The sequence below is a fragment of the Nocardia sputi genome (genome assembly GCF_023501985.1).
The window spans coordinates 420,197-443,371 of record NZ_JAMFLC010000004.1 but is presented as its reverse complement, the minus strand read 5'-3'; the positions used below and the strand labels follow the sequence as shown (position 1 = coordinate 443,371).

The following is a 23,175-nucleotide window of genomic DNA, read 5'->3' as shown; positions in this document are numbered from 1 at the left end:
GATGATCGCGTCCTCGTAGTTGTGACCCTCCCACGGCATGATCGCCACCAGCAGGTTCTTACCCAGCGCCATCTCACCGTTCTCGGTGCACGGACCATCGGCCAGAACCTGACCACGCTCCACCCGCTGCCCCTCGTCCACGATCGGACGCTGATTGGCACACGTGCCCTGATTCGATCGAGCGAACTTACGCATCCGATAGGACTTACGCGTCCCGTCATCAGCCATCACCGTGACGTAGTCGGCGGAAACCTCCTCCACCACACCGGCCTTCTCGTTCACCACGACATCACCGGCGTCCACGGCAGCGCGCAGCTCCATGCCGGTGCCGACGATCGGCGCCTCGGAACGGATCAGCGGCACGGCCTGACGCTGCATGTTCGCGCCCATCAGGGCGCGGTTGGCGTCGTCGTGCTCGAGGAACGGGATCATCGCCGTCGCGACCGACACCATCTGACGCGGCGACACGTCCATGTAGTCGACCTCGGTGGCCGCGACGAGCTCGTTCTCCTCGTTGCCCCGGCGGCACAGCACCCGGTCCTCGAGGAAGCGGCCGTCGGCGTCGACCGGCGAGTTGGCCTGGGCACGAACGTGCCTGTCCTCCTCGTCGGCGGTCAGGTAACGGACCTCGTCGGTCACCCGGCCCTCGACCACCTTGCGGTACGGCGTCTCGATGAAGCCGAACGGGTTGACCCGCGCGTACACCGACAGCGAGCCGATCAGGCCGATGTTCGGGCCTTCCGGGGTCTCGATCGGGCACATGCGGCCGTAGTGCGACGGGTGGACGTCACGGACTTCCAGGCCGGCGCGCTCACGGGACAGACCACCCGGGCCCAGCGCCGAGAGGCGGCGCTTGTGGGTCAGGCCCGACAGCGGGTTGTTCTGGTCCATGAACTGCGACAGCTGGGACGTTCCGAAGAACTCCTTGATCGCGGCGACGACCGGGCGGATGTTGATCAGGGTCTGCGGCGTGATCGCCTCGACGTCCTGAGTCGTCATGCGCTCGCGGACCACGCGCTCCATGCGGGAGAGACCGACCCGGATCTGGTTCTGGATCAGCTCGCCGACGGTGCGCAGGCGACGGTTGCCGAAGTGGTCGATGTCATCCACTTCCACCGGAACCTCGACGCCACCGGGGGCGGTCATGGCCTTGTCGCCCGAGTGCAGCCGCACCAGGTACTCGATGGTGTTGACGATGTCTTCCCTCGTCAGCACCGAACCGACGACCTGCTCGCCCACGTGGATGCCAAGCTTCTTGTTGATCTTGTACCGGCCGACGCGCGCCAGGTCGTAGCGCTTCTCCTTGAAGAACAGGTTCTCCAGCAGAGTCTGCGCGGACTCCTTGGTCGGCGGCTCGCCCGGACGCAGCTTGCGGTAGATGTCCAACAGCGCCTCGTCCTGACCGGCGGTGTTGTCCTTCTCCAGGGTCGACATCATGATCTCGGAGAAGCCGAAGCGCTCGACGATCTCCTCGGTGGTCCACCCCAGCGCCTTGAGCAGCACGGTGACCGGCTGACGGCGCTTGCGGTCGATGCGAACGCCCACGGTGTCGCGCTTGTCCACGTCGAATTCCAGCCACGCGCCGCGGCTGGGGATGACGCGCACGCTGTGCAGGTCCTTCTCCGTGCCCTTGTCGACGCTGTGGTCGAAGTAGACACCCGGCGAACGCACCAGCTGCGAGACGACGACGCGCTCGGTGCCGTTGATGATGAACGTGCCCTTGTCGGTCATCATCGGGAAGTCACCCATGAAGACCGTCTGGCTCTTGATCTCACCGGTGTTGTTGTTGATGAACTCCGCTGTCACGAACAGCGGAGCCGCATAGGTCATGTCCTTGTCTTTGCACTCATCGATCGAGGCCTTGACCTCTTCGAAGCGCGGGTCGGAGAACGACAGCGACATGGAGCCGGAGAAGTCCTCGATCGGAGAGAGCTCCTCGAGCACCTCCTCGAGGCCACCGACTAGGCCGACATCGCCGCGAGCGGCCGCGCGCTCGCGCCATTCCGGCGAACCGATCAACCAGGCGAACGATTCCGTTTGTAGATCGAGAAGTCCGGGCACCTCCAAGGGTTCACGGATCTTCGCGAAAGACACCCGCAACGGGGCTCCGGGGATTCCGGCAACTGCCTTGGTCTGGGTGGAGACTGCCAAGATGCGTCCTTCCAGCACCTCACGCGCGTCGCGTGGTGGTCCGCGACCGTCGCTTGTCTGCTACGAATTCCGCTGGTTACTACCCGAACGAAACTCGAACAGGCAACCACGGAAGTAACACCGGAAGGGTGAACTTACGTGTGCAAATCGAGGTATGGACAGGAGGCAGCCAGCGCAACGTCCAAACCTACACCCAAGTACACGGGAGTGTCAAAGTACCACCCGTGTGATCGTCCGCATGGCTGCCGCGCCGCGTCGAAGTCGCTGGCTGCGTCCTTCAGGTGCGGTGCGCTGGAAGCCACTGTGACAGCTGCCGCTGTTGTGAATAGCGTGACGGTTCGGGCGAAACTCGTCAAGTGGCAGGCCCGGCCGGGGAGCCGGTGAGATCGCCTGCCGCGCTGCGTCATCCCCGCCGATACGGCGGGGGTTACTGGTCCACGATGTCGCTGGCCAGCCAGCGACCATCCACCTTCTGCATGTGCAGGACCACCGGTCCCGCGACGCTCTGCTGCGCTACGCCGTCCTTGGTGGCGCTCACCACCAAGTTGACGATCAGCTCGGCGCGATCATCGGTGAGCAACGTCACAGCAATCGGATCGGCTTTCGCGTCGGCGCTGGTCTGCGCCTGCTTGACCGCCGAAATCGTCGTGTCGGCGTACTTGTCCAAATCGGCGAGCATCTTCCCGGTGAGCACCTGCTTGGCGGTGTCCCGGTAGCCGTTGATGTTCTGTACGTCGTAGGCGTAGACGGTGCGCAGGGCGTGGTCGGCGGCCGCGCGCACTTCTTGGGTGGCCTCGTTGTCCACATACGCCTGGTTCGAGGTGTCCACCCCGGGCCGCTGGGCGGCCAGCCATGCGAAACCACCCAGCAGGGTAGCGGCGATCAGCATGCCGGCGACGAGTCCCCATCGGGGGCGCCCGCCGTCGCGGCGCGACGGACGACTCGGCTTCCGCGGCAGGATCCCACGCCACCGCGACGACCCGCCCGCGTCCGCACGGGGCTCTTCGCCGCGAACGGCACCCGACTGCCCGCCGGGCCGGGAAATGCCCGTCACGCGCGGTTTACGGCCGGTTGCGGGCCGCTCGGTACGCGCGGAGGCGGTACGCGCGGAAGACTCCGTGGCGGGCCTGCGCTTGGAGGTGACCCGGTTGACCGGTCGGCGAGACGTCATGGGTGTTCCTCCTACGATCCCGGCTTGGGCGCTGCGGGCGGCTGGTCGGCCGCCGGGGCGGGCGCCTGTTGAGCGGGGCCGCCGCTCAACAGCACCGGCTGGCTGAGCGAGGAGATCTGCTCGGCCTTCCAGATGTCGCCGTCCTTGGCCAGGTCGACGGTCCAGGTATAGCGGTAGTCGGCGGACGGGGAGTCCTTGCCCTTTTCGGTGACCTGTAGCACGACCAGCGCCGACGCCTTGTCCTGTTCGCTGTTGAGCGAGGTGAGCGCCGCGCCGAGCACCTTCGAGGTCATCCCGATCCCACTCTGCTGGGCCAGCTTCTCGGCCTGGTCCTTGTTCTTCGTGGCCGAGTCCAGCAGCGCGCCGGTCATCGAGGACCTGGCCAGCGCCAGCGAGCCGGGCACGTCGTCCAAGTTCATCGAGGTCATGTTGAGCGCGGCCTGCCGGGCGGCGTCCAGCGCGGTGTCGCGGGCGTCGGCGCGCGGTCCGTCGGTCAGCGCGGCCCGCACCCAACCCGCTCCGAACCATGCTGCGCAGCTCAACGCGATCACCAGCAGCGCGGCGGAGCAGACCACAACCACCCGGCCCAGCGCGGACCCGCCGCCCGGACGCGCGGAGTCGCTCCGGTCGGCGGCCTTCTGATCGCCCGCGTCGCCCGGCTTCGCGGGCGGGGCGGGCTTGTCCGCCGTCGCGATGTCCGGCGCGTCCTGCGACACCGCATCGGACTGCTTGGCCAGGTCGGCGGTCACGACAGCGCCTCGCCGTCGCTCGGCTCGGTCGCGCTCCAGGACAGCATGCCCGTGGTTCGCTCGCTCCAGTCACTCACGCTCGACACCCTAACGTCATTGCTCCTGGTCACCGCTTCGGTGTGACCCCCAGCAGGGTCGACAACTGCACGGCGACCGGAGTCAGGTTCAGCTTCTCCGGATCGGTTTTGGGGTTGGAGTCCCAGGGCTGGACGATGGCCGGATCGGCGAATTCGGCTCGGTCGCCACCCCGGACGGCGGTCGGATTACCGAAGGGGACAAGACATCTGGCGTCTTTGTTGAACGGGAACTCGTCGCGCGTGTCGTCGAAGTCCGGGTTCTGCGCCTTCATCTGTTCCAGAATCCGATGCGTGCCCTCGTAGCCCACGGTACAGGCGGGTGGGTTGTTGGTTTCCAGCACGAGGCCGAAGTGGCTGGTCCCATCGCCGGGCGCGGTGGAGGACCCGCCGATCGACAGCTGCGGGATCATCTGCAACAAGGGCTTGATCGCATAGAACTTCGGCGAGATCGCCTGCAACAACAGCCGCAAGTTGGCCAGGTCCTGGGTGAGCGCGCCGCCGCTCTCGTCGATCAGCGCGCCGATCTGCTCCCCCGCGTCGGTTCCGGTGCCGATGAGCCTGCGCACGTCGGGGTCGCTGGAGCGCAGCTGGGCGGTGAGCCGGTCGAGGCCGTCGCTGAATTCGCGGATCGCGGCGGACTGGTCGGCTTGCGTGCCGAGCGCGACACGGCCGTCGCGGACCAGCTGGATGGTCTGCGGGAGCGTCGCGTGGAAGGTCTCGGTGAACTTGTTCAGCGAATCGATCAGTACTCGCAGATCGTCGCCTTTGCCGTCGAACGCCTTGCCGAGTTCGCGCACCGTCGTGTTGAGCGCGTTCAGGTCCACCGAGCCCGCGAAGGAGTCCACGCTGGAGATCAGCTCCTCCACCGGCACCGGCAGGGTCGCCGAGGTGATCACCGAGTTGTCCCGCAGGTACGGGCCGGCGTCCGAGTCCGGCTGCAGGTCGACGTACTGCTCACCGATCGCCGAACGGTTGGCCACCACGGCTTTCGCCGACGCCGGGATCTTCGGCGAACTCGAGTCGATGACGAGGTTCATCACCACGCCCTCGCCGGTGAGTTCCAGCTCACCGACCCGCCCGACCGGGACGCCGCGGTAGGTCACTTCGGCGCCCTTGTAGATGCCGCCGGTCTGCGCCGCACGCAGCTTCACCGTGTACTCGTTGAGCCCCACCATGTGGTCGAGGCGGATGTACTTGCCGCCGACGTACACGACGCCGAGCACCGCGATCACCAGGAACGCGATGAGCTGCCATCGGACCAGACGTGTCACCGCGGACCACTCCCCACACCGAGTTGCTCGAGGATCGCCCCGGCCGGGTTCGGCGGCACACCCGGCGCGGGCGGCTGCGCCATCAGCGGCGGCAGCGGCAGGATCGATACCGTCGGCCAGCCCGGACGCGGGCCGTTGCCGTTGTAGTACGGATTGGTCGGGTCCACCGGCACCGGGGGGCCGACCGGCGGGATGTACACCGGATCGGGCTTGCCCACGCCGAGGTTGCCGAGGGTGACGCCGATCTGCTGGTCCACCGACAACCACGTGTTCACGCTGCCGCCGAAGGTGCTCTCCAGCGCCGAGTCGGGGAACGGGTAGGTCGGGATCAGGGGAACCGCGGCGACCAGATCCGGCGCCGCACGGCCCAGTTCCTGCAATGTCGGCCGCAGCGCGGTGAGGTCGCGGATCAGGTCGTCCTTCGAGGTGTTCAGCACGTCGAAGCCCACCTCGCCGAGCCGGTCCAGCTGCGCGAGCAGGCCGACCAGCTGCGGGCGCTGTTCTTCCAGGATCTTGATGCCCTGCGGCAGCTCGTCGAGGATCTTGCCGATCTGGTCGGTCTGCCTGCTGACCCGGCTGCTGAGCACATCGAGACCGTCGAGCGCGCGGGTGATGTCGTCCACCTGCTGGTTCAGGCCGCCGATCAGCGTGTTCGCCTGCTCGATCAGCGAGCGCACCCGGTCTTCCCGGCCGCCGAGTGTCTTGTTCAGCTCCGTGACGATCGGCTGCAACTGCGCGACGCCACCGCCGTTGAGCAGCAGCGACAGCGCACCGAGCACCTGCTCGACCTCGGTGGCGTGCCGGGTGCGGTCGAGCGGGATGACCGACCCGTCGGTGAGCCGGTAGGGATCGGGATCGGCGGCGGGCCGGGAGAGCTCGATGAACTTCTCGCCGAGCAGATTCGACTGCCGCACCTCTGCGCGCGCGTTCGCGGGCAGGTCCACCGAGGAGTTGACCAGAGTACGCACGGTGGCGGTCCACTGGTCTTCGCCGAGGCTGATCTTCTCGACCCGGCCGACCGGCACGCCCTCGACCTTGACCGCCGACTGCGGAACCAGGTCGAGAACGTCGTCGAACTGGATATCGATGTGCATCGGGCGCTCGCCCACGTCGGCGCCGCCGGGCAGCGGCACGCTGTAGATGCCGTCGGCGGCGCACGAACTGACCAGGGCGGCGGACAGACCCAGCGCCAGGGCCGCGCCGAAACCGCGTGCGACCGAACGGATCCGAATGCTCATCGCGCACCTTCCTGCGACGGCGGAAGCCGGTCCGACGGCGTGCCGGGCACCGTGCCCGGCACCGGGTCACGCTGCTGGTTCTCGCCGCTGAGGATGCCGAACGGCAGGATCAGCGTCGGGGTCTGCACCCCGGCGGTGATCTGGTCGGTGATCTCCTTGCAGTGATCGAGAACCGGCCGCATCTGTCTGCCGAGGGCCTCGAACTTGGGATCGCCCGGCATCAGTTTGGACAGGTCGAGCATCTTGCACACCACACCGAACGGGTCCTGCAATTCGGGGAAGTTGGCACGCATGTCGAGGGTGCCCGATTCGGCGTTGTGCACGTTGATCAGGTTGCTCAACGCCACCGGCAGGACCGGCAGCAAGGCGGCCACGTCGTCGCGCTGGTCGGACAGCGTCTTGGTGAGCGTGATCAAACCTTCGGCGTTGCTGGCGATCAGGTCTCGATTGTCGTCGATGAAGCGGGCGACGTCGCCGAGCGCGACAGAGAGCAGATGCAGCGCGGCGCCGAGGTCCTCGCGTTCGTCGGCCAGGAACGTCGACAGGTCGGCCAGCTGGGTGTTGAACTGCCGTACCTGCTGGTCGTTCTGGGCCAGCATGGTGATGAAAGCCTGCAAATTCTTGACCGTGTCGAAGATGTCGCCGCGCGCGTCGGACAAGTAGCGGGCCGCCCTGGACAGCTGGGTCAGGCTGTTGGCAAGCGCCTCACCGTTGCCCGCCAGATTCGCCGCGCCGGTGCGCACCAGGTCGTTCACCGCGCCCTCGGCATTGGCGCCGTTGGGGCCCAACGCGTCCGACAGTTCGGTGATGCTCTTGTACAACTGGTCGACTTCGACCGGCGTCGCCGTGCGCTCGCGCGGAATCGTCGCGTCGCGCGGCATCTTCGGGCCGCCGGTGTAGACCGGGGTCAGCTGGATGTAGCGGTCGGAGACGATGGACGGTGTGATCTGGGCGGCCCGCGCGCCCGCGGGCACATCGAACTCGCGGTTCACGCTCATCACGACCTTGACCTGGTCGCCCTGCGGCTCGACCTTGTCCACCGAGCCGACCGGCACGCCGAGAATCCGCACGTCCGAGCCCTCGTAGATGCCGACCGACCGATCGAAGTACGCGGTGATTCTGGTGGTGGTCAGCCGGTTGAACAGCCACCACAGCACCACCGCCACCAGCACGGCGAGGACGACTACCAGCGCGATGCCCACCTTGGCGCCGCGGCTGGAACCGCGCACCGCGCCGACGGGATCGTTACGCCAGTTCTCCGCCACGTCAGTTACCTCCCAGGGTGCGGATCGGCTGACGGTAGCCGGGGATTTCGGGTAGCGCGGGCGGCAGCACGTTGACGATCACCGCGTCGAACCAGCGGCCGGTCCCCAGCACGTTGGCGTAGAGGTTGTAGAACGGGGCCGCGAGTTCCAATGTCTTGGAGATGTTCTGCTGGTTGGCGTTGAGCAGATCGATGGAGGCGCGCAGATTCGTCAGCGCGGGGCCGATCTGCTCCTCGTTGTCGTGCACGAGCGCGCTCAGCTCCGCCGAAACCGTCTTGGCGCCGGACAACAACTGCTTGATGGACTGCTGCCGGATGTTCAGTTCGGCCAGCAGCTGGCCGCCGGAGGCCAGCAGCCGCTCGAACTCGGCGTTGCGGTCGGCGAGTACCTGCGTGGTCTGCCTGGTCGCGGCGAACAGCTTCTTCAGCTCCTGGTCGCGTTTGGCCAGCGTCTCCGACAGCCGCGCGACCCCGTCGATGGAGCCGCGGATCTCCGGCGGCGTCGTCTCGAACGCCTCCGACAGCACTTGCATGCTCTTGGCCAGCTGTGAGGTGTCGATCTGATCGATCGTGCGCGCGGCATCGGTGAACGCGTCCACCACGTCGTACGGAGAGACCGTGCGGGACAGCGGAATTCGCGTACTCGGATCGGCAGGCTTCGAGCCCCTCGGGTCGAGCGCGAGGTACTTCTGTCCGAGCAGCGTCTTGATCTGGATGGACGCGGTGGTGTCGTTGCCGATCCAGGTGTCCTTGGTGCGGAAGTCCACGAGCACGCGGTCACCGGCGAGCCGCACATTGGACACCGAACCGACCTTGACGCCCGCGACGCGGACTTCGTTGCCCTTCTTCAGGCCCGCCGCCTCGGTGAATTCGGCGGTGTACTTGGTCCCCGCGCCGATGATCGGCAACTGATCCAGGGAGAACGCCGACACCGTCACCAGCAGCACCATGGCGAGGCCGAGTACGCCCATGAACGCCGGGCTGCGCTTACCGAGCAGAGTCCGGTCGTCCATCAGCGAGCCTTCCCATGGCAGCGCGGCGCCGCGTTGGTGTACAGCGGCTGGTTGATCGTCGGCAGGCCCGCGGGCAGGTTGAGCTGCGGCGCGTCGACCGCGCCCGGTCCGACGACGATGTCGATGCCGCACAGGTAGAACTGGAACCAGGAGCCGTAGCTGGCGGCGCGGCCGAGCTTCTCCATCTTCAGCGGCAGGTTGTACAGCGCTTCGTTCACCTCGTCCTGACGCTCGTCGAGCGTGCCGGTCAGCTGGCTCAGGCCCGCGATCGAGCCTTGCAGCGTCGGACGCACCGGGACGAGTAGGTCCGATGTCGCCGAGGTCAGGTTGGCCAGCGAGGTCACCGAGCGCCCGATCGTGTCGCGGTCGGCATTGAGGCCGCTGATCAGCGCCTCGGTGTTCACGATCAACTGGTCGAACTGGTCGTCGCGCTGGTTGACCGCGTCCAGTACGGCGGTCAGGTTGCGGGTCAGCTCACCGATCACGGCGTCCTTGTCCGCGATCTTGTTGGTCAGGTTCGCTGTGGTCGCGACCAGATCGCGGATCGTGCCCTGCTCGCCCTGGAAGACCTGGATGATCTCGAAAGACAACTTGTTCACGTCGTCGGCGGTCAGCGTGCGGAACAGCGGCCGGAAGCCGTTGAACAGCGTGGTCAGGTTCAGCGCGGGCCGGGTGCGCTCCAGCGGGATGGTGCCGCCCTTGTTCAGTTTGCGGCCCTGTTCCCCCGTGCCCTGCTCCAGCGCGATGTAGCGCTGGCCGACGAGGTTGCGGTACTTGATCGTGGCCGTGGTCGAGGCGGGCAGCCAATCCCGGTCGAGCAGATCGAACCGGACCTCGGCCAGCCGCTTGTCCACGATCGAGACATCGGTGACCTTGCCGACGCGGACGCCGGCGATGCGGACCTCGTCGCCCGGGTTGAGGGCGGTGACGTCGGTGAACCTGGCCTTGAACCCGGTGCCGCGACCGCTGTAGTTGGCGATCGACAGCCCGAGCATGGTCGTCACGAACAGGGTCACCACGACGAAGACGACCAGCTTGGTCAGCGGCCCGCCCAGGCCGCGCAGCTGCTGTTTCATCGCACGCTCACCTCGCTTCCGCGGAACGCGGGCGCGCCGGCCCGGGTCACCCAGCCCGGCACCTGATCCGGGGCGACACCGTTGGCCGCGCCGTAGATCGCGCCGAGCGACTGCTGCTCCATGGGAGAACCGGCGATGGTCGGCATCTTGCTCGCCGGGTAGACGCCGAACTGCGGCGGCTCCAGATGGCCGATCTCCTGGTCACCGGGGTTGCGGCTGGGGACAGCGTAGGAGCCGTCGTTGTTCGGGCCGCCGGTGTACTGGCCGGGGTCGACGCCCAACGGCATCTCGGGGATGCACCACGGCCCCCTCGTGTCCAGCCAGCGCGGTTCGTCCTGGTTGGGCAGGTACTTGCCGCGGGTGTTGGTGAGTTCGATGGTCACCCGGGAGCCGGGCGTATCGGTGCCCTTGCCGAAGATCCGGTCGATACGCGGCTTCAGCTGCGCGAAGTTCGCCAGCGAGCAGGCGTAGTTGGGCGAGTAGTAGGCCAGTTGCTCCAGCGCGGGGCGGGAGTCGGCGGCGACGTCGATGATGTTGTCGCGGTTGGCGATCAAGAACTCGGTGGTGGTGGCGGAGGTCGGCGTCAGCGTCGCGTACAGGACGTCGATATCGGTGCGTCGCTGCACGATCGTGGCGTTGGTCGTGCGTAGGTTGTCCAAGGCTTGGATCAGCTGCGGCGCCGCGTCGGAGTAGGTGGCCGCCACCTCGGCGAAACTGCGTAGGTCGGCTTGCAGGTCCGGAAGCACGACGTTGACCTGACGGAAGATGTCGTCCAGCTTGTCCACGCTCTGGCCGAGCGCCAGTCCTTGCCCGGCCAGCGCCTGGGACAGCGCGCCCAGGGTGGCCGCGAGATCCTGCGGCGGGATGGCCTGCAGCAGCGGTAGCAGGTCGTCGAGCAGTTTGCTCAGCTCGATCGCGTTGCCGCTGACGTCCTGGTGCAGCGTCAAGCCGTCGGTCAGGTGCTGTGGGCTGGGATTCTGCGGAATCACCAGGTCCACGTAGCGCTCACCGAACAGCGTCTTGGGTAGCAGGCGCGCGGTCGCGTTGGCGGGGATCTGGCGCGCCTTCTCCGGATCGATGGCCAGGTTCAAGGTCACCTCGCCACCCTCGGAGCGGCTCGACCGCACCGTGCCGACATTGATGCCGCGCACCTTCACGTCCGCGTTGCGGGTCAGCGCGTTGCCCACGCTGTCGGTGATCAGGTCGACGTCGACGGTCCGCACGAACTGCTTGTTGTAGATCGCGACGGTGGTCCACAGGAACAACGCGACCACGACGAAGAACGCGATGCCCAGCACTCGAATGCGCAGTCTCTCCGTCGAGCGCCAGGTCTGTGTGCGGCTCATCCGGCCACCCGCACCGTGGTGGTGGTGCCCCAGATCGCGAGGCTGAGGAAGAAGTCGAGCACGTTCACCAGGACGATGGCGGCGCGGACCGCGCGGCCGACCGCGACGCCGACGCCCGCGGGCCCGCCGGTGGCGTGGAACCCGTAGTAGCAGTGCACCATGATGATCACGAACGCGAAGACAAGCACCTTGAGGAACGAATAGAGCACGTCCTCCGGTGGCAGGAACAGACTGAAATAGTGGTCGTAGGACCCGCTGGACTGCCCGTTGAACCAGATGCTGATCGTCCGCGATGCCAGGAACGTGCCCAGCAGCCCGACGATGTAGAGCGGGATCACCGCGAGGAACCCGGCGATCACCCGGCTGGTCACCAGGAACGGCACGCCGGGCACCGCCATCACCTCGAGCGCGTCGATCTCCTCGGAGATCCGCATGGCGCCCAGCTGCGCGGTGAAACCACAACCGACCGTTGCCGAGAGCGCGAGCGCGGCGACCAGCGGCGCGATCTCGCGGGTGTTGATATAGGCGGTGAGGAAGCCGGTGAGCACCGAGCTGCCGAGCGCGTCGAGGGCCTTGAATCCCTGCAGTCCGACGACGACGCCGACCGAGCCGGACATGAACACGATGACGCCGATGGTGCCACCGATCACCGCGAGCGCGCCGCTGCCGAAGGTGACCTCGGCGAGCAGCCGCATGACTTCCTTGCGGTAGTGCACCGCGGTGCGCGGAATCCACGCGATGGCCCGCAGGTAGAACGACATCTGTTCGCCCGCGCGGTCGATGACGCCCAGCGGCATACGAGCGATCTCACCCACCCGGCGCATGGACTTGGCGACCGGGGTTCGGTATGACGTGGCCATCCGTCAGGCGCCCTTGGCCGGGACGACCTGTAGGTACACCAGGGTCAGAATGAGGTTCACGAAGAACAGCACCATGAATGTGATCACCACGGATTGGTTCACCGCGTCACCGACTCCTTTCGGACCCCCTTTGGGATGCAGACCCTTGTACGCGGCGATCACACCGGCGATCAGGCCGAACACCGCTGCCTTGATCTCGCCGATCCACAGGTCCGGCAGCTGGGCCAGGGCGGAGAACGACGCCAGGTAGGCGCCCGGGGTACCGCCCTGCAGCAGGACGTTGAAGAAATACCCGCCCGCGATGCCGACCACCGAGACCAAACCGTTGAGCAGCAGCGCGACCAGCATCATGCCGATCACGCGCGGCACCACCAGCTTTCGCACCGGATCGACGCCGAGCACTTCCAGCGCGTCGATCTCCTCGCGGATGGTGCGCGAGCCCAGATCGGCGGCCACCGCCGACCCTGCCGCGCCCGCGATGATCAGGGCCGTGACGACGGGAGCCGCCTGCTGGACTGTTGCCAGGACGCTGGTCGCACCGGTGAAGGATTCCGCGCCCAGCTGCTTGATCAACGAGCCGGTCTGCAGTGCGACGACCGCGCCGAAGGGAATCGCGACCAACGCGCTGGGCAGGATCGAGACGCTCGCAATGAACCACGACTGCTCGATGAACTCCCGCCACTCGAAGGGACGGCGAAAGGTCTTGCGTAGAACGTCGATGAACAGCGCAAATATGTTGCCGGCCTGGGCAAACCCCGACTCCAGGGGAGTTCGCAATCGCGCCAGGGTCGAATTCACGATCGCAGATGTTACCCGTTAGTTGTGTTGTGTCGCACGGTGGTGTCGTACGTGCCGCCCGGATAATTAGCCAGGTCGCCGCTGTTGTACGCCATCACCTGCGTGTCGTCGCTCTCCGCAAGTGATTCACGGATCGCCACCTGGGCGGCGTGTGGCAGGGTGTGCATGATCTCGCGAACGCGTTCCTTGCGCCGCAGCACCGCCTGACGCACCGGCATGCCCGGGGTCGCACGCATCTGCGGGATGATCCCCTCCACCTCTTCGGCGCCGCCGTGGTGGTGACCGGCGTCCACCAGCGCCTGCTCGCGCGCCATCTGCGCCTCGTCCTTCTCCTCGGACATGCCGATCGGGCCGAGCATGCGGCCGTTGAGGAACTGCTTGACCACGGGCTCCTCGGAGGTCAGCAGCACCTCGCGCGGGCCGAACATGACCAGCTGACGACGGAAGAGCATGCCGATGTTGTCCGGCACGGTGCGCGCGAGGTTGATGTTGTGCGTGACGATCAGGATCGTGGCGTCGATCTGGGCGTTGATATCGATCAGCAACTGCGACAGGTACGAGGTGCGCACCGGGTCCAGGCCCGAGTCGGGCTCGTCGACGAGGATGATCTGCGGATCCAGCACCAGGGCGCGCGCCAGCCCGGCGCGCTTGCGCATACCGCCGGAGATCTCGCCGGGCAGCTTGCCCTCGGCCCCGAGCAGACCGGTGAGCTCCAGCTTCTCCATGACGATCTTCTTGATCTCGGATTCGCTCTTCTTGGTGTGCTCGCGCAGCGGGAAGGCCACGTTGTCGAACAGATTCATCGACCCGAACAGCGCGCCGTCCTGGAACAGGACGCCGAAGAGCTTGCGGATCTCGTACAGCTGCTTGTTGGAGCAGGTGGTGATATCGGTGCCGTCGACGTAGATCGAGCCGCGCTCCGGGCGCAGCAGTCCGATCAGCGACTTCAGGAACACCGACTTACCGGTGCCCGACGGGCCCAGCAGCGCGCTGACCTCGCCCGAGGGCAACGTCAGAGAGACGTCCTGCCAAATCCGCTGCGAACCGAAAGACTTGGTTACACTCTCGGTCCTGACCTCGACGCCCACGCCAACCTCCACAATTCTCAGCGAGCTGCCCACCGGCGAACCGCGCGCTCGGACATCGCGGTGCGTCACGTCACAGTGGGTTCGGTCACTGTAACCCATGAGAGAGACGGGGCACACCCCGAGCTGACTGAAGAGTAACCCCGCGATCCTTTCGCCATTTGTAATTGCGGCAAGTTTGCCGAAAAACAGCAAACGGGCGGCCCCACAAAGGGGACCGCCCGTTCGGCGTGTTTCGGTCCGGAATTACTTGACCGAGACCTTGGCGCCGGCCTCTTCCAGCTTCGCCTTGGCAGCCTCGGCGGCATCCTTGGCGACCTTCTCCAGGATCGGCTTCGGAGCGCTCTCGACGAGGTCCTTGGCCTCCTTCAGGCCCAGGCCGGAGACGATCTCGCGGACCACCTTGATGACCTGGATCTTCTTGTCGCCCGCGCCCTCGAGCACGACGTCGAACTCGTCCTGCTCCTCGACGGCCTCGGCCGGAGCAGCGGCACCGCCGACGGCGGCGACGGCGACCGGAGCAGCCGCGGTGACCTCGAACTTCTCCTCGAACTTCTTCACGAAGTCCGACAGCTCGAGCAGGGTCATGTTGCCGAAGGTCTCGAGCAGTTCGTCAACGTTGGCCATTGTTGTTTTCCTTTCGGTAGGTGATGTCTATGCGGGCGTGTCGTGCCGCACGGGTCTTACTCGGCGGCAGTCGCGCCTTCTTCGGCCTGCTTCTTCTCCTGCAGCGCGGCGGCCAAGCGGGCCACCTGCGAAGCGGGAGCGTTGAACAGACCAGCGGCCTTGGCGAGGTTGCCCTTCAGCGCGCCGGCCAGCTTGGCCAGAAGCACCTCGCGGGTCTCCAGGTCGGCGATCCGCTCGACCTCGGACACGGACAGCGGAGCGCCGTCCATGTAGCCGCCCTTGATGATGAGCGCCTTGTTGTCCTTCGCGAAGGTCTTCAGGGCCTTGGCCGCGTTGACCGGCTCACCGGTGATGAAGGTGATCGCGGTCGGTCCGACGAACAGCTCGTCGAGGCCTTCCACGCCCGCCTCGGCGGCGGCACGCTTGACCAGGGTGTTCTTGGCGACGGAGTACGTGGCGTCGGCGCCGAGCGCGCGCCGCAGCTCGGTGAGCTTGCCGACCGACAGGCCACGGTATTCCGTGACGACGGTGGCCGTCGAGCTCTTGAACTGCTCCGCGATCTCCTCGACCGCGGTGACCTTCTCGGGTTTTGCCATACTTCGCCTCCTCTCTGATTGGTCGGTTCGTATACGCGAACTACCGATCAGGGGCCGGCGACAAAACAAACGCCCCGAACGCAGAGCGTTCCGGGGCGCAACAGAAAACCGATCCGAGATGTACCCGGATCAATTCCCAGCCTCGGCTCTCCCTGCGTGGGCCGCCGGCAATGTCGCCGGACCTTCGACCGAACCCATGCGGGATCGGCGACCAACGGTCTTCGGTAGAACGGATTGGGTAGCGATCGAACTCGTCGATAACTGATGTCCAATGTACCTGTAGGGGTTCTTTCTGCCAAAACGACCCCTCACAGAACACCCGATCAAACGTGCCGCCTCTACCGTGTTGTGGTGCGGGACACATGGCCGGGGCGGCGAGGGCGAGTGCGAACGGCGATGAATGCACGGTAGGTCAATGATTCGCCGCTCGACCGGAAGCCGCCGAGCCGGGTTGCTGAGCTGTGATATCAGTCAGCCGAGCCGAAGGGCGCTGGTTCGACTCGGCTGACGCTCTTCACCTTGTCGATACCTTTGCCGAAGGAGGCGACACTCGATCCAGGATCGGCCTCCGCGAGCGCGACCAGATAGGCGTCGGCAAAGGACAACCGTAACGCCGCAACGGCGGGAACGCGAATGCGTTCCCGCCGTTGCGGTCAGCTCAGCTGCTGCTTACGCGTCCTCGTCGAGGAGGTTGCGGGTGCGGTTCGGGTCCACCGGGATGCCCGGTCCGGTGTTCGTCGAGACCGTCACCTTCTTGACGTAACGCCCCTTGGCGGTCGACGGCTTCGCACGCAGGATCTCGTCCAGCGCGGCGCCGTAGTTCTCCACCAGCTTCGCGTCGTCGAAGGACGCCTTGCCGATGACGAAGTGCAGGTTGGCCTGCTTGTCGACGCGGAAGTTGATCTTGCCGCCCTTGATGTCGTTGACAGCCTTGGTCACATCGGTGGTGACCGTGCCCGTCTTCGGGTTCGGCATCAGGCCGCGCGGGCCCAGGACGCGCGCGATCCGGCCGACCTTGGCCATCTGGTCCGGGGTGGCGATCGCGGCGTCGAAGTCCAGCCAGCCGCCCTGGATCCGCTCGATCAGGTCCTCGGCGCCGACGGCGTCGGCTCCGGCGGCCTCGGCCTCGGCGGCCTTCTCGCCCGCCGCGAACACGATGACGCGGGCGGTCTTACCGGTGCCGTGCGGCAGGTTGACCGTGCCGCGGACCATCTGGTCCGCCTTGCGGGGATCCACACCGAGACGCACGGCGACCTCGACGGTCGCGTCGGTCTTGGTGGTGGCGGTCTCCTTCGCCAGGCGCGCGGCGGCCAGCGGGGAGTAGAGCTTGGTGCGATCGACCTTCTCGGCCGCGGCGAGGTACGCCTTGCTTCGTTTTGCCATGATTCTCTGTCCTGTTCGATCCGCGGCGCTCCCGGGCTCTCCGTGGTCACGCAGGCTTCCGCCTCCGAGCCCGTCGCTGGCGCCGCTGTGTTGGTAGTTCAGACGTGGTTATCGGGCCTGGCCGGCCCTCCCACCAGGGAGCGATTCCGCTCAGCCTTCGACGGTGATGCCCATCGAACGCGCGGTACCCGCGATGATCTTGGCCGCCTGATCGATGTCGTTGGCGTTCAGATCTTCCTGCTTGGTCTTGGCGATCTCGCGCACCTGGTCCATGGTCACCTTGGCGACCTTGTTGCGGTGCGGCTCCGCCGAGCCCTTCTGCACGCCTGCGGCCTTGAGCAGCAGCTTGGCGGCGGGCGGGGTCTTCAGCTTGAAGTCGAACGACCGATCCTCGTACACCGAGATCTCGACCGGAATGACGTTGCCACGCTGCGACTCGGTCGCGGCGTTGTACGCCTTGCAGAACTCCATGATGTTGACGCCGTGCTGACCGAGCGCGGGGCCGACCGGAGGGGCCGGGTTCGCCTGGCCGGCCTGGATCTGAAGCTTGATGATCCCGGCGAGCTTCTTCTTCTTGGGGGGCATCTTTCTTTCCTAGGTGTTTGGTGTCCTTGCTCTTTGCAAGTCTGGTGTCGCGATCCTCGACCGGGCGGATTCACCCGACCGCTGACAGCGGTCTAGATCTTCGCGACCTGGGTGAACGCCAGCTCGACCGGGGTCTCGCGGCCGAAGATCGACACGAGCACCTTGAGTTTCTGCTGCTCGGCGTTGACCTCGGAGATGCTGGCGGGCAGCGTCGCGAACGGACCGTCCATGACCGTCACCGACTCGCCGACCTCGAAGTCGACCTCGATGACCGGCTTCGGCGCGACCTCGCCGCCCGCGGCCTCGGCGCTCGACGCCGCGGCCGCCGCGGCGGGCTTCTTCTGCTGCTGCGCGGCCGGGACGAGGAACTTCACCACGTCATCGATGGACAGCGGTGACGGACGCGAGGTGGCGCCGACGAAACCGGTGACACCGGGGGTGTTGCGCACCGCGCCCCACGACTCGTCGTTGAGCTCCATCCGAACCAGGATGTAACCGGGCAGCACCTTGCGGTTGACGTGCTTGCGCTGCCCGTTCTTGATCTCGGTGACCTCTTCGGTGGGCACCTCGACCTGGAAGATGTAGTCCTCCAGGTCCAGGTTCTGCACGCGGGTCTCGAGGTTGGCCTTCACCTTGTTCTCGTAGCCGGCGTAGGAGTGGATGACGTACCACTCACCGGGGGCGCGCCGCAGCGCTGCCTTCATCTCGGCGACGGGATCGGCGGGCTCGGCATCCACAGCGGCGGCAGGGGCGGACTCAGCGGGCTCCGATTCCTCGAGCGCGGGCCCGTCGGTCGCGAACTCCTCGACGGAGTCGGTGGGCTCGGCCACCGCGTCGTCGGCCGGGAACTTGTCGGGTGTGTCGTTCTCCGGGGTGCTCACTGGGGCACTCGCTTCCTGTGTCGTCACGTACATCCTCTGCGTGCCGGGCCGGGCGCGCGGCGAAATCACTGCCGCCCGTGTCCGCCCGGGATCGGCTACCGGCGTCGGCGTCGTTCAGCTAGCCGAACAGCCAGTTGACACCCTTGATGAACGCCAGATCCAACCCGCTGATGAACGCGACCATGAAAATCACGAACACCAGAACAACGCTCGTATAGGTGACCATCTGCTTCCGGTTGGGCCAGATCACCTTGCGCAGTTCCGCGATGACCTCACGCAGGAACTTGATCAAACGCTTGAGCGGATTACCCGGCTTCTTGCGTTCGGCCCGATCGGTCGTCTTGGTTGCCTTACGCGACGGGCGGTCGAGCGTGGCGATCGAGCCCGTGTCGACCTGGGAGGAAGCACTGCGGGACCGCCGGGCGGACCGCTTTCCGCTCGGTCGTGTCGCTGCGGCGGTGCCATCGCCTTCGTCGGCGGCATGTGCGCCGCGGCGAGTGTCCCGCTCGTCGCTCACGCCTTCTCCTCGCTGCGCTCGGTGCCGCCGTGCGCGATGCGCGCTGTGCCAATGGCTCGCTCGCTACGCTCGCTCACGTCGGTCCTCTCTCGTCGCTGGCATCCAGGGCAGGGGCGACAGGACTTGAACCTGCAACCTGCGGTTTTGGAGACCGCTGCTCTGCCAGTTGAGCTACGCCCCTTCGGTCGGACGGTATCGGCTGTCCGACCACTGTTCGATATTCAGTTGTGCTCCGGTGTCACACAACACGCGCGCTACTCCGGCAGTTGCCGGCCCCGTCGACGATCCTCGCGGACCGCTTGGAACCAGCCCCACAGAGCAGCGCGCAGCGGCTGGCGACCCCAGAAACCTGAGTGTACGTTACCGTGCGCGCCATTAGCCAATCAGGGTCGCTGTAGCTGGTCAGGCCAGCTGCACCGTGGCGGTGGCGCGGCCGAAGATCTTCTTTCCCGCCGCCTTCGCCACGATGGCGACGACTGCGGTTTTCGACTCCGGATCGACCGATTTCACCTTACCGGTGTACTCGACCTCGGCGGCCTCGTCGGTGCCCACGTAGACCGGGCTGGTGAAGCGGACGTTGTACTCCTTGATCGCGCCGGGATCACCGAGCCAAGAGGTGACGAACCCGCCACCGAGACCCATGGTGAGCATGCCGTGCGCGACGACGTTGTCCAAGCCGACCAGCTTAACGACCTCGTCGCTCCAGTGGATCGGGTTGGCGTCGCCGGAGACACCGGCGTAGTTCACCAGATCGCCGCGAGTGAGCCGGACGATACGCGCCGGCAGCTCGTCCCCGACCGAGACGTCCTCGAAGCGGATGGCGTGCTTGGTGCGCACCGCCTCCGGCACTTGCGCGACCGGCGAGGGCGCCTGGGTCACGACGGGCGTGCTGCGCGGGCTGTGTCCCGGCGCTTCCTCACCGATGCCGTGCATGAGCACGTTGCGGACCGCGGCGTTCAGGTTGGGGTCGATATCGGCGCCGCTGCGGCCGACCAGGGTGGTGTAGGTGGTGAGTACCAGCTCGTCGTTCTGCGCGGTGACGATGTTCTTGGTGACCATGATGTCGCCGCCGAAGGCCTGGCGGAACGAATGCAGGTAGACGTCGCAGGTGAGCTGGTCGCCGACCTTGATCGGGCGATGGAACTCGAGGATCTGGTCGGTCTGCATGATCTGGCTGAGGTCGTAACCGGTGACGACCTGCTCGAACAGCTTGCGCTGGGCCAGGATCCCGACCAGGGAGATGAAGGTGACCGGCGCGAGCAGGTTGTCGTACCCGTACTCCTGCGCCACGTCCTCGTCCCAGTGCACCGGGTGGTAGTCCTGCACGGCGCGGGCGTATTCACGCACCTTCTCGCGGCCGACCTCGTAGTAGTCGTCGACGCGATAGTGGTGACCGACCATCGCCGCGGCGTTCGCCGCGGGGTCGAGCGCCTCGCCCGTCTGGACCGCTTCGTCTGTACCGGTGTTGATTGTCACGGGAGGACTGTACCTATCTGACCCCGTCGCCCGGAGTCGGCGGAGCGTTCACCACCGCACCCGCACCGTGAAAATGCGTCAGGGCCGGACAACTGTCCGGCCCTCGCGGTGCCACGGCCCGAGATACCGGGATGCGACTCCCGGCGCTACACCACGCGGTAGTTCACGCGCGGAGGACTAGCGGGATTCGCGGTGCGCCCGGTGTGTGCCGCAGTTCGGGCAGAACTTCTTCAGCTCCAGACGATCCGGGTCGTTGCGCCGGTTCTTCTTGGTGATGTAGTTGCGGTGCTTGCACTGCTCGCAGGCCAAGGTGATCTTTGGCCGGACATCGGTGGACTTCGCGGCCACGATATGCCTTCTTTCCGGTACCTGATGGGCTTGTATCGGTTGTGGTAGCGATGGCCGGACTTGAACCGGCGACACAACGATTATGAGTCGTTTGCTCTACCGACTGAGCTACACCGCCACGGCGTCGCATTGCCATGGTGCCGAGCCCGCACTACGGGAGCGATGCCGAGTCGGTCACCACCGGCAATCCGGCGAGCCCCCTAACGGAATCGAACCGTTGACCTTTTCCTTACCATGGAAACGCTCTGCCGACTGAGCTAAGGGGGCATGACTACTTCCGCACCGAGCCCCGAACACTCGACCTCAGCGCGGTGAAGTCTTGAACGAGGTTACACACTCCCAGCTCCCACCACCAAACCGCGTGGTCAGAGGGGTGTTTTACGCGCGGATTCTACCGTCCAGGGCCCGTTTGCGGCTCGCATTCGGGCACGAAAGCGCTCGTAGAAGTCGCGCCACGCGAGGCGACGATAGCGGACGGTTCCATCAGGTCGAGCGAGTGAGGGCGGCAAATACCCGCGCCGAATTGCCGCGTCCACGCAGACCCGCTCGAGGGCAAGCGCCGACAACCTGCCGATCCGGCGGTGGGCGCGTTGTCCCGGATCATGTCGAGCGACGGAACGCAGAGCCGTGAAGTGGAGCGAGACCAACGTCGATCAGATCTCCTGGAGCACGGACCGAAGGCTCCGATCCCCGGAGCACGAAATCACTCCGTTGTCAGCTTCCCCACAAACCGCACACCCCCCAACGCAACCACGACAAGCGGGTCCGGGGGGCGAAGCCCGCCGGGCGGGGCGTGGGGGTTGCACCTTCACAAGACATTACGAAGCGAGCCCTGTACGCGCTTTCTGCGTACAGGGCTCGCTCAGTGAGCGGAGTGGCAGGTGTAGGATTCGAACCTACGTAGGCTTTCACCGACAGATTTACAGTCTGCTCCCATTGGCCGCTCGGGCAACCTGCCGTTCGCGCATTCTTTCGCGCGCTGAGCAGAATACATCGAACCCGCACCCTGAATGCAAACCGGCTGGCTATCGGCCGTGCGACCCGACTACCCTCGGGTCTCCGGGTAGAACTGACGGTGGCTGGAAGCAGAGGGTTCAGCTCACCCGTCGGACCGTCAGAACAGGAGCGCAGCGTGGCTGATTCGTCTTTCGATGTTGTGAGCAAGGTCGACCGGCAGGAGGTCGACAACGCCCTGCATCAGGCGGAGAAGGAACTCAACACCCGCTACGACTTCCGCGGCACCGGCGCGTCGATCGAATGGTCGGGCGAGGACAAGATCGTGCTCACCGCGGAGGCGGAAGAGCGCGTCAAGGCCGCGCTGGAGGTGTTCAAGGAGAAGCTGATCCGCCGCGACATCTCGCTGAAGGCGTTCGACGCGGGCGAGCCGGTCTCCTCCGGCAAGGTGTACAAGATCACAGGTTCACTGGTGCAGGGCATCGACTCCGAGCACGCGAAGAAGATCTCCAAGAAGATCCGGGACGAGGGCCCCAAGGGCGTGAAGGCGCAGATCCAAGGGGACGAGCTGCGGGTGAGCAGCAAGAAGCGCGACGATCTGCAGGCCGTGATCACCCTGCTGAAGAGCGAGGATTTCGGGATCGCGCTGCAGTTCGTCAACTACCGCTGACCGCCGGACCGGAGCGCGGCCGGGTCGGTCGCGTTGAGCGTGTCCACGAGGGTGTCCTCCTCGTAGGTGAAGTGGGTTTCCAGTTCCGTCGCGAGGCGTTCGAATTCCGTGCGCAGCCGCGCGGGGTCGCCCAGGTGCGGCGGGTCGAGAAGTGTCCGTAGTTCGGTTAGCGCGGTGGCGACCACACCGTGTTCGCGGCTCAGCCGGTCGACCACCGGCGCGAGTTCGGGATGCAGCCGCACCAGGGCGGGAAAGACCCCGTCCTCGCCGGTGTGATGTTCACCGAGCGCACCACAGAACGCCAGGCAGTGGGCGCGCAGATCCCGCGGCGGAGTTGGTTGGGCCGCGACGTCCGGTGCACGCACATACTCCGCGAGGCTCGCTCGAATTTCGGTGAGGTCGCGGCGCAGCTGGGCATGGACCTGACGCAGGTGGTCGCCAACGGCCGCGGCGCGCTGTTGCGCGGGTGCGGCCACTCCAGGCGAGTCGGCCGACGCCATCGTGCCCGCGACGCCGGCCGCTACGGTAGCGACAGCGCCTGTTCCCATCAGGAAGCGGCGCCTCTCGAGTTCGCGCCGCTCGAGCGGCTCCAGAGCGACGACGGGGATAGTCCGGTCGGTCGCCGCTCGATAGGCGGCGAACGCCGGCTCGTCGCTTGCCTGAGCGGCATAGTGACGGTCTCGCTCGGCGCCCTCGAGAACTCGGGCGCTCGCGGTGTAGGTCCGGATTCGCTCACCCTCGCCGATCTCGACGGTCACCTCCGGATTCGCCCGCACATTGTGGAACCAGGCGGGATGGTTGTCGGCGCCCGCATTGGATCCGAACACCAGCACACGGTCACCATCCGGGCGGTAGACGACCGGTACGGTGTGCCTCCGTCCCGTCTTCGATCCGGCGGTGGTGAGCAGGAGCAGGGACGCCCCCTCGAACATCCCGCCGACCTTGCCCGCGTTCGCGCGGAACTCCGCGATGATCGCCCGGTTGAAATTCTCTGGCCTGATCTCCGGATCGGTCATGTCCGATATCCCTTCCGCGGCTC

The 23,175-nt window shown here is 66.3% G+C and carries 22 protein-coding genes and 4 tRNA genes; 1 reads left to right on the top strand and 25 read right to left on the bottom strand.

The window, feature by feature from the left end:
- The 24 genes from rpoB to M8859_RS09150 all read right to left on the bottom strand — a co-directional run.
- A partial coding sequence (rpoB, locus tag M8859_RS09265) for a DNA-directed RNA polymerase subunit beta (RefSeq protein ID WP_249644088.1) occupies positions 1-2,169 on the bottom strand: 2,169 nt, incomplete at its 3' end.
- Positions 2,170-2,578: 409 nt separating this feature from the next.
- Complete coding sequence (locus M8859_RS09260; protein WP_159921354.1) at positions 2,579-3,322, bottom strand: dermokine domain-containing protein; 744 nt, start codon at positions 3,320-3,322, stop codon at positions 2,579-2,581.
- 11 nt (positions 3,323-3,333) lie between these two features.
- Positions 3,334-4,071 carry a hypothetical protein gene (locus M8859_RS09255; RefSeq protein WP_195069589.1) on the bottom strand — a complete coding sequence of 246 codons (738 nt, stop codon included), beginning with the start codon at positions 4,069-4,071 and terminating at the stop codon, positions 3,334-3,336.
- A 106-nt stretch (positions 4,072-4,177) separates the two neighbouring features.
- Positions 4,178-5,419, bottom strand: coding sequence for an MCE family protein (locus tag M8859_RS09250; protein ID WP_159921356.1), 1,242 nt, complete (start codon positions 5,417-5,419; stop codon positions 4,178-4,180).
- The gene (locus M8859_RS09245; RefSeq protein ID WP_159921358.1) at positions 5,416-6,657 is read right to left on the bottom strand and encodes an MCE family protein; all 1,242 of its coding nucleotides are present in this window, start codon (positions 6,655-6,657) and stop codon (positions 5,416-5,418) included. The genes M8859_RS09250 and M8859_RS09245 overlap by 4 nt, the downstream gene beginning before the upstream one ends.
- Positions 6,654-7,886 carry an MCE family protein gene (locus M8859_RS09240; protein ID WP_159921726.1) on the bottom strand — a complete coding sequence of 411 codons (1,233 nt, stop codon included), beginning with the start codon at positions 7,884-7,886 and terminating at the stop codon, positions 6,654-6,656. The genes M8859_RS09245 and M8859_RS09240 overlap by 4 nt, the downstream gene beginning before the upstream one ends.
- Positions 7,887-7,923: 37 nt before the next feature.
- Positions 7,924-8,934 (bottom strand): MCE family protein, encoded by a 1,011-nt coding sequence (locus M8859_RS09235; RefSeq protein ID WP_223518969.1) that lies wholly within the window; start codon positions 8,932-8,934, stop codon positions 7,924-7,926.
- Positions 8,934-10,010, bottom strand: a complete 1,077-nt coding sequence (locus tag M8859_RS09230) for an MCE family protein (protein WP_195069590.1) — start codon at positions 10,008-10,010, stop codon at positions 8,934-8,936. The genes M8859_RS09235 and M8859_RS09230 overlap by 1 nt, the downstream gene beginning before the upstream one ends.
- The gene (locus M8859_RS09225; RefSeq protein WP_159921360.1) at positions 10,007-11,356 is read right to left on the bottom strand and encodes an MCE family protein; all 1,350 of its coding nucleotides are present in this window, start codon (positions 11,354-11,356) and stop codon (positions 10,007-10,009) included. The genes M8859_RS09230 and M8859_RS09225 overlap by 4 nt, the downstream gene beginning before the upstream one ends.
- Positions 11,353-12,216 (bottom strand): MlaE family ABC transporter permease, encoded by an 864-nt coding sequence (locus tag M8859_RS09220; protein WP_159921362.1) that lies wholly within the window; start codon positions 12,214-12,216, stop codon positions 11,353-11,355. The genes M8859_RS09225 and M8859_RS09220 overlap by 4 nt, the downstream gene beginning before the upstream one ends.
- 3 nt (positions 12,217-12,219) lie before the next feature.
- A complete protein-coding gene (locus tag M8859_RS09215; RefSeq protein ID WP_159921364.1) occupies positions 12,220-13,014 on the bottom strand; it encodes an MlaE family ABC transporter permease in 795 nt (264 codons plus the stop codon).
- A gap of 11 nt (positions 13,015-13,025) precedes the next feature.
- Positions 13,026-14,102 carry an ABC transporter ATP-binding protein gene (locus tag M8859_RS09210; RefSeq protein ID WP_195069751.1) on the bottom strand — a complete coding sequence of 359 codons (1,077 nt, stop codon included), beginning with the start codon at positions 14,100-14,102 and terminating at the stop codon, positions 13,026-13,028.
- 243 nt (positions 14,103-14,345) lie between these two features.
- Positions 14,346-14,726, bottom strand: a complete 381-nt coding sequence (gene rplL, locus M8859_RS09205) for a 50S ribosomal protein L7/L12 (protein ID WP_039802004.1) — start codon at positions 14,724-14,726, stop codon at positions 14,346-14,348.
- Positions 14,727-14,782: 56 nt separating this feature from the next.
- Positions 14,783-15,322 (bottom strand): 50S ribosomal protein L10, encoded by a 540-nt coding sequence (rplJ, locus tag M8859_RS09200; protein WP_159921366.1) that lies wholly within the window; start codon positions 15,320-15,322, stop codon positions 14,783-14,785.
- Between the two features lie 669 nt (positions 15,323-15,991).
- Complete coding sequence (rplA, locus tag M8859_RS09195; protein WP_159921368.1) at positions 15,992-16,705, bottom strand: 50S ribosomal protein L1; 714 nt, start codon at positions 16,703-16,705, stop codon at positions 15,992-15,994.
- Positions 16,706-16,855: 150 nt separating this feature from the next.
- On the bottom strand, positions 16,856-17,290 hold the full coding sequence (rplK, locus tag M8859_RS09190) for a 50S ribosomal protein L11 (protein ID WP_014988496.1): 435 nt from the start codon (positions 17,288-17,290) through the stop codon (positions 16,856-16,858).
- Between the two features lie 92 nt (positions 17,291-17,382).
- Positions 17,383-18,171: a transcription termination/antitermination protein NusG gene (gene nusG / locus M8859_RS09185; RefSeq protein WP_159921734.1), complete on the bottom strand. Its 789-nt coding sequence runs from the start codon at positions 18,169-18,171 to the stop codon at positions 17,383-17,385.
- Between the two features lie 118 nt (positions 18,172-18,289).
- Entirely contained in the window at positions 18,290-18,688 is a 399-nt protein-coding gene (gene secE / locus M8859_RS09180; RefSeq protein ID WP_195069591.1) for a preprotein translocase subunit SecE, read from the bottom strand.
- A 108-nt stretch (positions 18,689-18,796) separates the two neighbouring features.
- A tRNA-Trp gene (locus M8859_RS09175) sits at positions 18,797-18,869 on the bottom strand.
- A gap of 221 nt (positions 18,870-19,090) precedes the next feature.
- A complete protein-coding gene (locus M8859_RS09170; protein WP_159921736.1) occupies positions 19,091-20,158 on the bottom strand; it encodes a fused (3R)-hydroxyacyl-ACP dehydratase subunits HadA/HadB in 1,068 nt (355 codons plus the stop codon).
- Between the two features lie 183 nt (positions 20,159-20,341).
- Positions 20,342-20,512 carry a 50S ribosomal protein L33 gene (rpmG, locus tag M8859_RS09165; RefSeq protein WP_011211653.1) on the bottom strand — a complete coding sequence of 57 codons (171 nt, stop codon included), beginning with the start codon at positions 20,510-20,512 and terminating at the stop codon, positions 20,342-20,344.
- 42 nt (positions 20,513-20,554) lie between these two features.
- Positions 20,555-20,630: transfer RNA gene (locus M8859_RS09160), tRNA-Met, on the bottom strand.
- Between the two features lie 76 nt (positions 20,631-20,706).
- Positions 20,707-20,779: transfer RNA gene (locus M8859_RS09155), tRNA-Thr, on the bottom strand.
- Between the two features lie 608 nt (positions 20,780-21,387).
- Positions 21,388-21,470 (bottom strand) — tRNA-Tyr (locus tag M8859_RS09150).
- 174 nt (positions 21,471-21,644) lie between these two features.
- Between M8859_RS09150 and M8859_RS09145 the strand changes: the two genes are divergently transcribed.
- Positions 21,645-22,136 carry a YajQ family cyclic di-GMP-binding protein gene (locus M8859_RS09145; protein WP_159921372.1) on the top strand — a complete coding sequence of 164 codons (492 nt, stop codon included), beginning with the start codon at positions 21,645-21,647 and terminating at the stop codon, positions 22,134-22,136.
- Here M8859_RS09145 and M8859_RS09140 read toward each other — a convergent pair.
- Positions 22,127-23,152, bottom strand: coding sequence for a nitroreductase/quinone reductase family protein (locus M8859_RS09140; RefSeq protein WP_159921374.1), 1,026 nt, complete (start codon positions 23,150-23,152; stop codon positions 22,127-22,129). The two genes, M8859_RS09145 and M8859_RS09140, sit on opposite strands and share 10 nt — an antisense overlap.
- Between the last annotated feature and the right edge of the window lie 23 nt (positions 23,153-23,175).